Source organism: Magnetococcales bacterium, from assembly GCA_015228815.1.
Taxonomy (GTDB): Bacteria; Pseudomonadota; Magnetococcia; order Magnetococcales; family UBA8363; genus UBA8363.
Window position 1 is genome coordinate 14,846 of the sequence record JADGCV010000002.1, and the last position, 14,099, is coordinate 28,944.

Below are 14,099 nucleotides of genomic sequence, written 5' to 3' on the forward strand. Positions count from 1 at the left end.
GAAATGGGTTTCAGGAAAGAATCGCCATGACCTTGGGTGCTGCCGGACCACCCGATCGTGATTTGTATCTGGCGCTGGGGATGGATTACTCCTATTTATATAGTAACATATTTATCTATAAAGGGACCATGATGAAATTGCGTCGCCTGCAAATTGAAAACTTTCGTGGAATCGCCAGTCTGGATCTGGAACTTGATGATACGACAGTTTTGATTGGAGAGAACAACACAGGCAAGACCGCCGTGCTGGAAGCCCTGCGGTTTGCGTTGCGTGAGGTCCGGTCCCGCCGTGGCTGTGCATTTGATGTCTACGATTTCCATCTGCCAGAGGCAAGGTCCGAGCCATCCGCAGCCCCGGCAATCAGCATTCGTTTGACCTTTCGTGAAGATGAATCCGGAGAAGGGGATAATGAACGAAAAAATAAACAAAAAGAAGAACGAAGAAGAATCCTGAACCGTGCCGGGATTCTTCAGGTTGATTCGGATGGACATGGATGTATCATACTACAAGTCGGTGCCAAATTTCATGGAGAAACGCAGGAATTCATTCATGACTGGGAGTTTCAAAATCTGGATGGTGTGCCGCTGAAGACTTATTCAGATGCAGCCCTTTCAATTTTCCAGAAAGAGGTATCCTATTATTATCTGTCGGCCCTGCGCGATTCGGCAAGGCACTTCGATGCCAAGGGAACTTTCTGGCGACCATTTTTGAAAGAGTCCCAGTTGACAAGAGAGAAACATGAAGAAATAGAACTAAAACTTGCTGAAGTCAATGACCTGATTGTTTCTTCACACACATCTTTTTCCAAAGTTGTGGGAAGGTTGAATGAAATAAATGAGGTTGTATCGATGGCGGGAGATGGAAATCTGGTTTCTGTCGATGCTGTGCCCGGACGTTTGTTCGATATTCTTGCCAAAGCTCAGGTCAATTTGAACGCCGAAACCGGAGCAAAGATTCCAGTCGGGCGACATGGTGAAGGCACGCAAAGTCTTGCGGTGTTGGCATTGTTTAATGCGTTTCTACAAACATGGAACCAAGGAGCGGCAATCATTGCCATGGAGGAACCAGAGGCACATTTGCATCCAAGTGCGGTACGGGCTCTTTGGAAACTGATTGAACGCATTCCAGGACAAAAAATCATCTCAACACACAGCGGCGATTTACTTTCTGAAGTACCACCCAATTCCATCGTTCGATTGGATCGACAACAAGACAAAACAATTCCCAGGTACGTTAGGAATATTAAATTTGAAGAAAAGAAGAAGAAACAATTCAACGATCATATCCGCTATTCGAGGGGTGAACTTCTTTTTGAAAAATGTTGGATTCTTGTAGAAGGTGAAACTGAAATTATATTGCTGCCTGAATTGGCAAGAATTATTGGAAGAAATCTGGAACGAAGCGGTGTCCGATGCGTTTACCATCGACATGCAAGTATTGAAATGTTTATTAATGTGGCAAAAGAACTAGGAATTCATTGGATTTCCATTCATGATACTGACACGCAAGGAAATAACGACCTGAATCATGGTCAGAAAAATCTGGAGTCGAGACCAGAGGACAAGGTGCTATTTAAAATTAAAGGAAACGTGGAACAATATTTATGCACAAATGGTTTCCATAAAATATATGAACATCTATTAACGAAGCAGTCTCAGAAGAAAATTACTGTTGAACCGGGTCATGATGATTATTTTGAGCAGCTTACTATGGCCGTCAAGGAACACAAGATCGCTGCCGTGTATCAAGTGCTTGATGAAATCAGAGAAAAAATAAAACAGGCTCCTGATGGGGAAAAAGCTAAACTGGTACCTGAACTGTTGGTAAATATCATTGATACTGCAATAGAATGGGCGGAATCGAGATGAATATCAACGACAATCAAAGGCGTGCGATTGAATGGAACCATGGGGCACTATTGGTATTGGCTGGCCCTGGTTCAGGTAAAACGAGAGTCTTGGTTGATCGAGCGGCGCGTCTTCTCAAGGAATTTCCCGACTCAAGCGTTCTGGCGCTCACTTTCACGACGAAAGCTGCCGACGAAATGCGCGAGCGACTGAATGAATCGATTGGAGGACGTTCTGACCGTGCCCATCTCTGCACCTTCCACTCATTTGCCGGGGATATTTTACGTCAGCATGGAAGCCATGTAGGAATACAGCCTGATTTTTCGATTCTCACTCTTGATGAAGACCGTTTTTCTTTGATTGAATATGCGATGGCCACGCTGGAGTGCGATACTTCATCCATTCCACGCGACTGGAAGAATCTATTAGTAATTCTTGACTATTTGTTCAGGGAATCGTATGACGGGGAATCCAGGGTATCCAGAATGGTTCCCGCCCCATCGTGGATACCTGAATTGTTCAGGAGGTACTGTGAATTATTGAAAAAAAACAACCGCCTATGTTATGGAGGACTATTGTATTTTGCGCGGAAATTGCTTGCGGAAAACGCTGGAGTGGCGCGTTTGACGCGGTTGACTTGGCAATTCGTCTGTGTTGATGAATTTCAAGATACCAACCGTGCGCAATATGATTTGCTCAAGTTGCTTGTTGATGGTCCCCAGCCAAATCTGTTTATCGTGGCTGATGATGATCAAATCATTTATCAGTGGAATGGCGCAAGTCCAGAAAGATTGCTGGGGTTGCAGGTCGATTTCAGCATGGAATTAGTCCAACTTCCAAAGAACTACCGCTGCCCACCTGTGATTATTACCATGGCCAATCATCTGATTGGTCATAATCGGAGAAGATCACCAGGAAAACAACCCCTTGAAGCAAATAAGGGTGTTGATCATTCGCAGGTCCTCAAATTACTGTCATTTCAATATGAAGATGACGAGGTTATGTCAATTCCAACCGCAATTAAACAATCCGGATGGAATCCTGAAGATTGTGTCGTTCTTGCGCGTTCGACAAAGCTGCTTGCGCGTGCGGCGGAGGCCTTGAGAAACTGTGGACTTACCCCCTATAGGTCACAACGGAAAAACGAGTTTGAGTGTGCCTCGGTGCGTTGGCTACACGCAGTGCTCAGGCTTGCCAACGCCAGACATGATCGGGAATTTTTGCGACGGGTTTGTGTGACATGGTTGGATTTTACCGAAATATCGATCGAAGTGAATGATGTCGAAGTCGCGGCGGCGCTGAACGGGGGTGACTTTCTGCGTGCATGGGTCGCTGTCGCTTCCATGAAGATTGAACCAATGACAATGGCATCGGTTGATCAAAATGCGATTCGGTCGTTGCTGGGTCGAGTGGATCATGATCTTGTGGACCGTCTGACCTTCATGGATTTGCTTGAGTTTTTTTGGGCCGAAAAGTGGTTGGACAACCCACTGGAGAAAGAAGAAATCGATACCTGGAAGGAATTGCATGGCGCATTGATGCAAGCGTATTCACTGGAAAACGTGACGCTTCATCTTTACTTGCAGGAAATGGATTTAAAACAAAAGGCGGTCGCGCGAGTTCCCGGCTCGATCCCGTGCCTTACGGTGCATGGGGCCAAAGGCATGGAGTTCAAACATGTATTCCTTATCGGGATGGCTGAAGAGGTCTTTCCTTCCTATCAGGCGGTCAAGAAGGGGCCGGACAGTCGGGAAATGGAAGAGGAACGTCGCAGCTGCTTTGTCGCGATCACACGAACCGAAGAGACGCTCCATATGAGTTGGTCTCATTCCTACAACGGTTACCAGAAACAGCGCTCGCGCTTTCTCGAAGAAATGGGTTTCAGGAAAGAATCGCCATGACCTTGGAGTCTTCTGATTCCGCGCCTTCCACGACCCGGGAGACCGTGCCTTCCGCCGGGGTGCGTATCGAGTTCGATCAGGGGACCTTGACCCTTCAGGGATGTCCCGAGGATCTGGCCCCGGTCGCCCGGCATGTCCATTGGGACGAACGTACCGGTTGCTTCCGTGCCGAGGCGCTGGACTATGGGGCCATCGTTTTGGAGCTGCACCGTCTAAAGATTCCCTTTACCGATCACGCCCGTCAATTTTCGACCCACCCCGGTCTCGCCGGCAATGATCCTCCACCGCGTCCCCATCAGAGGGAAGCCATCGAAGCCTGGATCGCGGCGCAACGAAGGGGCGTCGTCGTTCTTCCCACGGGTGCGGGCAAGACACTGGTCGCCCATTTGGCCATCGCTCATGTGCGACGCAACGCCCTGATCATCGTGCCGACCATCGACCTCATGATCCAGTGGCACGATCGTCTCCAACAAAGTTTCGGGATCACCATCGGCATGTTGGGCGGGGGGAGTCACCAGGTCGAAACGATCACCGTCAGTACCTATGATTCGGCGGTGATCTACATGGAACGGATCGGCAATCGGTTTGGATTGATCGTGTTCGACGAATGTCACCATCTTCCCGCCCCGAGCAACCGCCTCATGGCGACGATGGCCATCGCCCCTTTTCGCCTCGGACTGACCGCCACCCCTGAGCGGGCTGACGGCACCGAGGGGGATCTGGAACGCCTGGTCGGCCCCATCTGTCACCGTTCGGAGATCGGCGATCTGGAAGGTCGGTACCTGGCCCCCTACGAACTGAAAACCATTGCCATCGATCTGGACGAGGATGAACGGACCGCCTACAATGCCGCCTATGCCCAATACAAGGAGTTCGCCCGCGCCAGTGGCATCAGTTTTCGCGATCCCCAGGGGTGGAGCCAGTTCATCAAGGTCTGTGCCCGTTCCCAGGAAGGGCGCCAGGCCTATGCCGCCTATCGCATGCAGAAACGGATTGCCCGCGCCAGCCGCGCCAAACTCAGGGCGGTGTGGCGCCTGCTCATCCAGCACCGGCGGGAACGGGTCTTGTTGTTCACCGATGACAATGCCACCGCCTACGCCATCGCCGAAACCTTTTTCCTGCCGGTGATCACCCACCATACCCGCGCCCAGGAACGGGTACGGCTGTTGCAAGGTTTTCGCGATGGCAGCCTGCCCTATCTGGTGAATTCGCGCATTCTCAACGAAGGGGTCGATGTCCCCGATGTCGCGGTCGGGATCATCGTCTCGGGGAGCGGTTCGGTGCGCGAACATGTGCAGCGCCTGGGCCGGATCCTCAGACCTCGTCAGGGAAAACAGGCCGTTCTCTATGAGTTGGTCTCCGGCGACACCGCCGAAACCTTCACCTCGGAGCGCCGGCGCCAACATGCTGCTTATCAAAAAAATACGGAAAATTCCGAAGAATAAGCGCCAAGACAAGGGAATTCCATGCTGACGAAGGAACTGCTCCGGTTCAACCGTCTTCGTGATGGACGCATCACCCCCCGCTTCATCGATGTCCAGAACCGGTCCTATCTGAATCTGGCCGAAGAAATGATCGGTATCTATGCCCGGGGCGAGGGATCCAGTCACGAAGAGATCGCCGAAATGGTTCAACCCATCATCGATGCGAGCCGTTCTTCCCTCATCGGCAAGGGTTTGAACAAACTTCTCCTCGACCGCTGCCTCTTCAAGGAACCCGATGGACAGGCGGAGGACCTGCGAATGTCGGTGTTTCTGGAAGCAGTCCGGCATTTGGCCTCGCCCACGGTGGGTCATCTGGAGGCGTTTCGCGAGGGGGTGGCCGGGGCGTTGGGACATACCGCCGATTCCCTGACCCAGACCCTGTTTTCCGATCTTCCCAATCGCCAGACCCTGTCCCATTTCCCTTCGTTGAAAGGGGAAGCATTGCTCAACCGCTACAACATGGCCCTGGTTCAAGGGCTGTTACTGGCGGCGACCCGAATGGAAGTGACCATCCAGGAAAACGATGTCGGTCGGTTTCGCCGTTTTTTCCGGCAAATCAGATTTTTTCGCCTCCTGGCCTCCATCCGGCAAAGAGGGCCGGGGGAATATCATCTGATTCTGGATGGCCCCTTGAGTCTTTTTGATCAGGTCCGTCGCTATGGTTTTCAGTTTGCGTCGCTGCTTCCCGCCGTCTGTCATCTGCGCCAATGGACCCTGACCGCCGACGTTCGACCCAAGGGGGGGGAAGAGGGCACCTTGACCCTCGACGAGGGGAGTGGCCTGGTGGCCCAGGATGCCCATACAACGGCCTACATTCCGCCAGAGTTCGAGCGATTCGCCCTTAAATTTGCCGAGGAAAACAAGGATTGGACCCTCCTTCCCGATCCCCACCTTCTTCACTTGAAGGGATCCGACCTGATCGCCGTCGATTTTACCTTTCGTCATGGCGATGGCCAGATGGTTCATCTGGAGATGTTTCATCGGTGGCACAAGGGACCATTGTTGCGGCGCTTGCAACAATTCGACACCCCGGGTCCGGTCGCCGACCTTGCCAATCTGGCCATTGCCGTCGATCGTGGACTCGCCAAGGATCCGACCCTGGCGGACGCTCTTGAAAAATCACACTATTTTCAGGAACATGGTTTTCTTTTCAATGAATTTCCCCTGGTCAGACGGGCCGTCGCCTGCCTGGAAGGGTTCCGGACGAGGGAGAAATGAAATGATGAAGACCAACCACACCAGACATCGAAACCTTTATCGACGACGACCGGTGGATTATGATGCCACGGGTGGGGCGGCCTGGACGAAACGATCCAAGGAGGGTTGAAGGCATGAACCGATTGCTGCTGGCGTGTGATCATGGGGCCTGGATGTTGAAAAACGAGTTGGTGGCGCATGTGCGCGCCAGGCAGGGCTGGGAGGTGAACGATCTGGGTGTTCATGGTCCCGAGTCGGTGGACTATCCGGCCTATGCCGCGGAACTCTGTCGGCGAATTGTTCGTGGTGAATGTCACAGGGGTATTCTTCTGTGTGGCACGGGTCTGGGCATGTCGATGGCGGCCAATCGTTTCAAGGGGATTCGCGCCGCCCTCTGTCATGATGAATACACCGCCCGCATGTCACGCCAACACAACGATGCCAATGTCCTGGTCCTGGGCGGACGGGTGCTTGGCCCTGGCCTGGCCGTGGCCATTGTCGATGTCTGGCTTGAGGAACCGTTCGCCGGAGGCCGTCATCAGCGACGTATCGATGCCCTCGATACCCCCTTGATACCGTAGTCGGCTTCGATACCGGTATCCGCCCGGGTTCTCCCTGATGCTTCGTTGCCCGACCTCCATTTGCCGCTTCATCATATCCACGAGGATTGTCCATGATTGATTCGTCCGCCTCTCTCTCGATCGTCGATCCGGAACTTTATGCCGCCATTCGCGACGAGCTTACCCGTCAGCGCGACCAGATCGAACTGATCGCCTCGGAAAACATCGTCTCCCGCGCCGTGCTCGAAGCCCAGGGCAGCGTCATGACCAACAAGTATGCCGAGGGCTATCCCGGCAAGCGTTACTATGGTGGCTGTGATTTTGTCGATCGTGCCGAGTCCCTGGCCATCTCCAGGGCCAAGATGCTTTTTGGCTGTGAATATGCCAACGTTCAACCTCACTCGGGTTCCCAGGCCAACATGGCCGCCTTCATGGCGCTGGCCGTGGCGGGAGACCCCCTCCTCGGAATGTCGCTTGCCCATGGCGGCCACCTGACCCATGGGGCCGCCCCAAACTTTTCGGGCCAGTTGTTCCGCCCGGTTCAATATGGCCTCCATCCCGAAACCGAAACCATCAATTATGACGAAGTGGAACGTTTGGCGCACGAACATCGTCCCCGTATCATCGTCGCCGGGGCCTCGGCCTATAGCCGCGTCATCGACTTTCCCCGTTTCCGCAAAATCTGTGATGCCGTCGGTGCCGATCTGGTGGTGGACATGGCCCATTTTGCCGGTCTTGTCGCGGCAGGAGAACACCCAAGTCCCTTCCCCCATGCCGACATCGTCACCACCACCACCCACAAGACCCTTCGTGGTCCTCGTGGCGGCATGATCCTGACCAATCGGGAAGACCTGGCCAAGAAGATCAATTCAAAAATTTTTCCCGGAATCCAGGGGGGCCCGCTGGAACATGTCATCGCCGCCAAGGCGGTTGCCTTTCTTGAGGCGCTGCAACCCGAATTCAAGGAGTATGCCCGCCGCATCCGGACCAACGCCAACGCCCTGGCCGAAACCCTGGTGGCCCAGGGGCTTCGGATCGTTTCTGGAGGCACGGACAATCACCTGATGCTGGTCGATCTGACTTCGCGCAACATTACCGGCAAGGAGGCCGAGGCGGCTCTGGAACGCGCTGGCATCACCTGCAACAAAAACGCCATCCCCAACGATCCCCGATCCCCGTTCATCACCTCGGGCATCCGCCTGGGGACCCCGGCGGCAACGACCCGGGGGTTCGACGCGGAAGATTTCAGAAACATTGGACGGTGGATCGTCCGGGTGGTGGATGCCGTCTCTTCGCAGGGTGGGAGCGATCCCAAGGTGGAGGAAGAGGTGCGCCATCAGACCCTGGCCTTGTGTCGGCGTTATCCGGTTTATCCGAACATGTGATCTTTGTCGGAAAGAAAAGTAACTGCCCAGGTATCTTCCGGGTTCAATTTTTGAAAGAAAAAAGGGGTCTGTTCGCGTTTTTTGCGAAGAAGGGCAACCCCCTTGCGTGAAAACTTGCAATGCGTCCCGATCTTTTCGCAAAAACCAGGCGCGCGCCTCAAGCAAGATTCCCGCAAAAACCACGAGGGAATCTTGCTTCGGGTGAAAGGGCGCGTGAAAGTCAAAATCAAAGTCAAAACCCTGGGGGCAATCCCCCAGACCCCTTTTTTCTTTCAATATTTTTTTGAGGCATCGTTTTTTTGGAGCACGTCATGTCGATGGATTTGCGGATGATGGATCGGGCACTGCGGCTTGCCGCGCGTGGTCTGGGCCGAACCCATCCCAATCCGGTCGTCGGCTGTCTTCTGGTCCGGGAAGGGCGGGTCGTGGGTCAGGGGTTTCACCCGAAGGCGGGCCTGGGACACGCCGAGGTTCATGCCCTGGCACAAGCCGGTCCTCTGGCGCGGGGCGCCACTGCCTATGTCACCCTGGAACCATGCAGCCATCAAGGACGTACCCCGCCATGCGCCGATGCCCTGATCAAGGCCGGAGTGACCGAAGTGGTCGCCGCCATGACCGATCCCGACCCCCGAGTGGCAGGCCGGGGGTTTGCGCGGCTGAAGGAGGCTGGTATAGTGGTCCGGGTTGGCCTCCGGGAGGCCCAGGCCTGGGCGCTGAATGCCCCTTTCATCAGTCGGGTCACCCGGGGACGACCGTTGGTTTCGCTCAAGATGGCCGCGTCGATGGATGGAAAGACGGCAACCCATACCGGGCAAAGCCAGTGGATCACCGGTCCCGAGGCACGGACCAGCGTCGCCCGCCTGCGCGACACCCATGATGTGGTCATGGTCGGGATCGGGACCCTTCTCGCCGACAATCCCCGTCTGAACTGCCGCATCGCCGGGGGGCGCGATCCGATTCGACTGGTGGTCGATTCAGGTCTGCGTTTTCCATTGGATGCGGCGATTTGGACGGCATCCAATGGTGCGCCTTTGTGGATTGCCACGATTGCGGCGGCGAATCACGAAACAGCCCGCTGCCTGCGTGATCGGGGCGCGGAACTTCTGATCTGCCGTGACGACGGCCAGGGACGGGTCGATCTGGCCGACATGATGCGGCGTTTGGCCGGCATGGGGGTCAACAGCGTCCTGTCGGAGGCGGGAAGCACCTTGACCCGATCGCTGCTGACAGAGGGACTGGTGGATCGTTTGTTTTTGTACCTGGCCCCCATGTTCATCGGTGGCGTGAATGCACCCGGTCTCCTTGGTGGTGCGGGCGCATCCTTTCTGTCCGAGGCCATCGCATTGCAGGGGCTTGAGGTGACACATCTGGGCAAGGATGTGCTGTTGACCGCGACTTTGGGTGATTTCATGCGGAATGGACCATGTTTACCGGCCTGATCGAGGATACCGGCGCCATTCAGAGCCTGCAAAAAGGCGGCTCCTCGTGGATCCTGGGGGTGCGTGCCCCTTTCGACATGGCCACGGTGGCGCTGGGCGATTCCATCGCCATCAATGGGGTGTGCCTGACGGTGGTCACCAGGGAAGCGACCGGTTTTTCCGTCCAGGTCTCACGGGAGACGGTCGCGGTCACGACCATGGCACAGCTGCGCATCGGTCAGACGGTCAACCTGGAACGGGCCCTGGTTCTGGGAGGTCGCCTGGACGGACATCTCGTTCAGGGACATGTGGATTGCGTGGGTGCGGTCGAACGTCTGGTACCTCGTGGGGATTCTCTGGGCATTTGGTTCCGTGTGCCCGCCACCTTTGGGCGTTATATTATCGCCAAGGGTTCCATTGCCATCGATGGGGTCAGTCTGACGGTCAATGAAGTGGTGGATGACGACGCGGTCACCCGGTTTTGCGTCAACATCATCCCCCATACCGGAAAGAAAACCACCCTCGCCACCCTGACCACGGGCAGCCGTGTCAATGTGGAAACCGACCTCCTGGGCCGCTACGTGGAACGGCTCCTGACGGCGGGAAACCCGTTACGTCCATCATCGATCGTCGATGAGGCTTTTTTGACCAGGAAAGGTTTCTAGGGACATGTCCTCGGACTTCAACTCCATACAGGAAATCATCGAGGATTTCCGCCAGGGACGGATGATCATCCTTGTCGATGATGAAAACCGTGAGAACGAAGGCGATTTGATCATACCCGCCGAGGATTGCACGTCCGAGGCGGTGAATTTCATGGCCCGATTCGGTCGTGGTCTGATCTGTCTGGCGATGACCCGGGAACGGGTCGAATATCTTCAGATTCCGCTCATGGTGGTGGACAACGATGCCAAGTTCAAGACCGCCTTCACCGTATCCATCGAAGCGAAAACCGGTGTCACCACCGGTATTTCTGCCCATGACCGCGCCCGGACCATTGCTGTTGCCATCGATGAGCAGAGCCTTCCCACGGACCTTGTCCGTCCGGGACATGTCTTTCCCCTGATTGCCAAGGACGGCGGGGTTCTGGTACGGGCCGGACATACCGAGGCCTCGGTCGATCTGGCACGGATGGCGGGTCGCAAACCGGCGGCGGTCATCTGCGAAATCTTGAACGAAAACGGTACCATGGCCCGGGTCCCGGACCTGATTCCCTTTGCACGGAACCATGGCATCAAGATCGGGACCATCGCCGATTTGATCTCTTACAGAACCCAGAACGAAAAACTGGTCCATCGTCAGGTCGAAACCCGGCTTCCTTCCCACTTCGGGGGAGAATGGCGCCTGATCGTGTATACCAACGATGTCGATGCCTTTCAACACGTCGCCCTGATCAAGGGGGAAATCGACTCGAATCGACCGGTCCTGGTGCGGGTCCACAGCGAATGCCTGACGGGCGATCTTTTTGGTTCCGAGCGCTGCGATTGCGGCAGTCAGTTGCATTCGGCGATGCGCCATATCGGTCAGGAAGGGTGCGGGGTGCTTCTGTACCTGCGCCAGGAAGGGCGCGGGATCGGACTGATCAACAAGATGCATGCCTACAACCTTCAGGACCAGGGACTGGATACGGTCGAGGCCAACAAGAAACTTGGATTTCCCGCCGATTTGCGTGATTATGGCATCGGGGCGCAGATGCTTCGGGATGTCGGGGTTCGCAAGATCCGGATCATGACCAACAACCCGAAAAAAATCATCGCCCTGGAAGGGTATGGCCTGGAAGTGACGGAACGGGTTCCCATTGCCATTCCGGCCAACCACAGCAACGCCCAGTATCTGGCGACCAAACGCCACAAACTGGGTCATTTCCTTCCCGCAAGCCTTCCGGAGTTGGAAGAACAAGACGAGAAGAGTTCATAGCAGCGTGGCAATGCCGGGAGGTTTCGCGGAACATTTTCCGGTTCAAGAACAGCAAGGCGCACATCCCATCCTATTTCAACGAAAGTCGATTCATGTCCGAACAGGTTCGCATTCTGGAAGGTCGTCTGGACGCCGGTCAGGGAGGGGTTTACGGCATTATCGTCTCCCGGTTCAATGGATTCATCACCGAACGCCTGCTGGAGGGGGCGCTCGATTGTTTTCACCGACATGGGATCGAGACATCGGGGATTACCGTGGTCCGGGTCCCCGGGGCCTTCGAGATTCCCATGGCCCTGTCCCGGATGGCCAGGAGCGGCCAATATGCCGGGATTGCCTGTCTGGGTGCGGTCATCCGCGGCGCGACGCCTCATTTCGACTATGTCGCCGCGGAGGTCAGCAAGGGGGTCGCCGCCATCGCCATGGAGAGCGGAATTCCGGTGGGGTTTGGCGTGTTGACGACCGATACGGTGGAACAGGCCATCGATCGGGCCGGGACCAAGGCGGGCAACAAGGGATGGGAAACCGCGCTTTCCCTGATCGAAATGGTCAATCTGTTCACAAAAATATGATGCCTGTCGTCTGGTCGGGGGGTGTCTTGGTCCGGAAAACGGGGCGAAAGGTTGCAGCTGTCGCATCCAGGCCAACGCCAGGGCCGAATCATGATTCATGACCCGCGACCGATACGGGACGGTACAATGACCCAGGACACCTCCACCCTCGATCCGATGGAACTTGCCCGCGCCGCTCAGCATCCCGCGGGACGACACAAGGCCAGGGAACTGACCTTGCAGGCCCTTTACCAGAGTGACATCACCGGCGAACACATCCGCCATGCCGTGGAACAATTGAGCGAGGAGATCCAGGCCGGTCATGTCGATATGGACTATTTTCAACGAATCGCCTCGGGGACATGGAACCGGATCGAGGACCTGGACCAACGCATTTCCCAGGCGACGGACAACTGGTCGATGCACCGGATCGCCGCCATCGATCGCAATATTCTGCGGCTGGCGGTTTTTGAACTGATGACCCAACCGGATCTGGAGATTGGTATCATCATCAACGAGGCCATCATTCTGTCCAAGCGTTATGGGGACAAGAAATCGAGTGCTTTTGTCAATGGGGTTTTGGACCGCCTGGCGCGGGAGGTCCGTCCCCGAGTCGATGGGAGTGACAAGCGTGACGAATGACGCAACGGTGGCATCGCTGGGGGAATTCGGTCTCATCGATCACTGTTTCAAGACTTTGGAGCGGACCGATGTACCCGGGGTGGGGATGGGGATTGGCGATGACGCTGCGGTGTTTCTGGTGCCCAGGACCCAGGATTTGCTGGCAACGACCGATACCTTGGTGGAAGGGGTCCATTTTGTCCGGGACGCCGATCCCAGGGATCTGGGTTGGAAGGCGGTCGCGGTCAATCTGTCCGACATCGCCGCCATGGGAGGAGAACCCCGGTGGTATCTTCTTTCCATTACGCTGCCATCATCGACCCCCCTGGCGTGGGTGGAACGGCTGGCCCTGGGGATGAACGAGGCGGGGGCGCGGTTTCGGGTCACTCTGGCAGGTGGCAACACGACAAGGACGGACGGCCCGATCGTTTTGACCATCAACATGTTCGGCGTTGTCGGTCATGAACGTTCCTTGCTGCGTGCCGGGGCCGCGGCGGGGAATCGGCTCTTCGTCTCGGGGACGATCGGTGATGCCGCGCTTGGTTTGCGTCATCTGCTTGGCGTGGACGAAACCCTCCGGCGGATGGATCCCGCCGCCATCCGGTTTCTGATGGAGCGACACCTGCGTCCGATGCCTCGGACCGACCTGGGACTGACCCTGGTGGACGCGGCCATTGCCCGGGCCGTCATCGATGTTTCCGATGGCCTTCTCGCGGACGCGCAACATTTGTGTCGCTCATCGGGTGTCGGCGCCGACATTGATCTTCGGCGGATTCCCCTTTCGCCACCCGCCCGCCAATGGCTGGAGGGTAGCGAACACGACCGATGGCCACTGCTGTTGACGGGAGGAGAGGATTACGAACTCTTGTTTGCCGTGGCCCCGGGAGCCGCCGACCAACTACCCGCGATCGCCGCCCGGTTGGGCGTGACCTTGACCGAAATCGGCATCGTCACCGATCGCAAGGAGGTCCGCCTTCTGGATAATGGCAACCCGCTTTCCTTCGCCGTTCCGGGGTTCAGACATTTTTGATCGTGACGTGTCACGGTACGTAGCGCGAAGCCCAGCCCGTCGATTCCAGAGCACGTTTGGATAGTGTATTCTGAAAGAAGTTTGCTGGAAAGTAACCGAACCAGACAACCGATCGTACCGTCAATTCTACGGTACCCTGTTTTTCCAGTGTTATCAAGGAATGAAATTCCGAACCTCGAACAAGTTCGAGG

12 protein-coding genes are annotated in these 14,099 nt (G+C 55.7%); all 12 read left to right on the forward strand.

The genetic code is table 11. The features are described from left to right. Positions 1–26 precede the first annotated feature (26 nt). The 12 genes from HQL76_01185 to thiL all read left to right on the forward strand — a co-directional run bounded on the left by HQL76_01185 (position 27) and on the right by thiL (position 13,908). Positions 27–1,868 (forward strand): DUF2813 domain-containing protein, encoded by a 1,842-nt coding sequence (locus HQL76_01185; protein MBF0107776.1) that lies wholly within the window; start codon positions 27–29, stop codon positions 1,866–1,868. After that, a complete protein-coding gene (locus HQL76_01190; GenBank protein ID MBF0107777.1) occupies positions 1,865–3,748 on the forward strand; it encodes an ATP-dependent helicase in 1,884 nt (627 codons plus the stop codon). Before HQL76_01185 ends, HQL76_01190 begins: the two co-directional genes overlap by 4 nt. Then, positions 3,745–5,193: a DEAD/DEAH box helicase family protein gene (locus HQL76_01195; GenBank protein MBF0107778.1), complete on the forward strand. Its 1,449-nt coding sequence runs from the start codon at positions 3,745–3,747 to the stop codon at positions 5,191–5,193. Before HQL76_01190 ends, HQL76_01195 begins: the two co-directional genes overlap by 4 nt. A 21-nt stretch (positions 5,194–5,214) precedes the next feature. Beyond that, the gene (locus HQL76_01200) at positions 5,215–6,450 is read left to right on the forward strand and encodes a DUF790 family protein (GenBank protein MBF0107779.1); all 1,236 of its coding nucleotides are present in this window, start codon (positions 5,215–5,217) and stop codon (positions 6,448–6,450) included. 113 nt (positions 6,451–6,563) lie between these two features. Continuing rightward, entirely contained in the window at positions 6,564–7,010 is a 447-nt protein-coding gene (gene rpiB / locus HQL76_01205; GenBank protein MBF0107780.1) for a ribose 5-phosphate isomerase B, read from the forward strand. A gap of 92 nt (positions 7,011–7,102) precedes the next feature. Continuing rightward, a complete protein-coding gene (locus tag HQL76_01210; protein ID MBF0107781.1) occupies positions 7,103–8,374 on the forward strand; it encodes a serine hydroxymethyltransferase in 1,272 nt (423 codons plus the stop codon). Positions 8,375–8,685: 311 nt separating this feature from the next. Continuing rightward, positions 8,686–9,813 (forward strand): bifunctional diaminohydroxyphosphoribosylaminopyrimidine deaminase/5-amino-6-(5-phosphoribosylamino)uracil reductase RibD, encoded by a 1,128-nt coding sequence (ribD, locus tag HQL76_01215; protein MBF0107782.1) that lies wholly within the window; start codon positions 8,686–8,688, stop codon positions 9,811–9,813. Continuing rightward, the gene (locus tag HQL76_01220; protein ID MBF0107783.1) at positions 9,798–10,457 is read left to right on the forward strand and encodes a riboflavin synthase; all 660 of its coding nucleotides are present in this window, start codon (positions 9,798–9,800) and stop codon (positions 10,455–10,457) included. Before ribD ends, HQL76_01220 begins: the two co-directional genes overlap by 16 nt. A gap of 4 nt (positions 10,458–10,461) precedes the next feature. Next, entirely contained in the window at positions 10,462–11,709 is a 1,248-nt protein-coding gene (locus HQL76_01225) for a bifunctional 3,4-dihydroxy-2-butanone-4-phosphate synthase/GTP cyclohydrolase II (protein ID MBF0107784.1), read from the forward strand. A 92-nt stretch (positions 11,710–11,801) separates the two neighbouring features. Continuing rightward, the gene (locus HQL76_01230; protein ID MBF0107785.1) at positions 11,802–12,278 is read left to right on the forward strand and encodes a 6,7-dimethyl-8-ribityllumazine synthase; all 477 of its coding nucleotides are present in this window, start codon (positions 11,802–11,804) and stop codon (positions 12,276–12,278) included. Positions 12,279–12,404: 126 nt separating this feature from the next. Next, a complete protein-coding gene (gene nusB / locus HQL76_01235) occupies positions 12,405–12,899 on the forward strand; it encodes a transcription antitermination factor NusB (protein ID MBF0107786.1) in 495 nt (164 codons plus the stop codon). Continuing rightward, a complete protein-coding gene (gene thiL / locus HQL76_01240; protein ID MBF0107787.1) occupies positions 12,889–13,908 on the forward strand; it encodes a thiamine-phosphate kinase in 1,020 nt (339 codons plus the stop codon). Before nusB ends, thiL begins: the two co-directional genes overlap by 11 nt. Positions 13,909–14,099 lie beyond the last annotated feature (191 nt).

Excerpts from the sequence above, each read along its gene's own strand:
- HQL76_01185 (MBF0107776.1), top strand. The coding sequence starts at position 27 with ATGACCTTGGGTGCTGCCGGACCACCCGATCGTGATTTGTATCTGGCG.
- HQL76_01190 (MBF0107777.1), top strand. The coding sequence starts at position 1,865 with ATGAATATCAACGACAATCAAAGGCGTGCGATTGAATGGAACCATGGG.
- HQL76_01195 (MBF0107778.1), top strand. The coding sequence starts at position 3,745 with ATGACCTTGGAGTCTTCTGATTCCGCGCCTTCCACGACCCGGGAGACC.
- HQL76_01200 (MBF0107779.1), top strand. The coding sequence starts at position 5,215 with ATGCTGACGAAGGAACTGCTCCGGTTCAACCGTCTTCGTGATGGACGC.
- rpiB (MBF0107780.1), top strand. The coding sequence starts at position 6,564 with ATGAACCGATTGCTGCTGGCGTGTGATCATGGGGCCTGGATGTTGAAA.
- HQL76_01210 (MBF0107781.1), top strand. The coding sequence starts at position 7,103 with ATGATTGATTCGTCCGCCTCTCTCTCGATCGTCGATCCGGAACTTTAT.
- ribD (MBF0107782.1), top strand. The coding sequence starts at position 8,686 with ATGTCGATGGATTTGCGGATGATGGATCGGGCACTGCGGCTTGCCGCG.
- HQL76_01220 (MBF0107783.1), top strand. The coding sequence starts at position 9,798 with ATGTTTACCGGCCTGATCGAGGATACCGGCGCCATTCAGAGCCTGCAA.
- HQL76_01225 (MBF0107784.1), top strand. The coding sequence starts at position 10,462 with ATGTCCTCGGACTTCAACTCCATACAGGAAATCATCGAGGATTTCCGC.
- HQL76_01230 (MBF0107785.1), top strand. The coding sequence starts at position 11,802 with ATGTCCGAACAGGTTCGCATTCTGGAAGGTCGTCTGGACGCCGGTCAG.
- nusB (MBF0107786.1), top strand. The coding sequence starts at position 12,405 with ATGACCCAGGACACCTCCACCCTCGATCCGATGGAACTTGCCCGCGCC.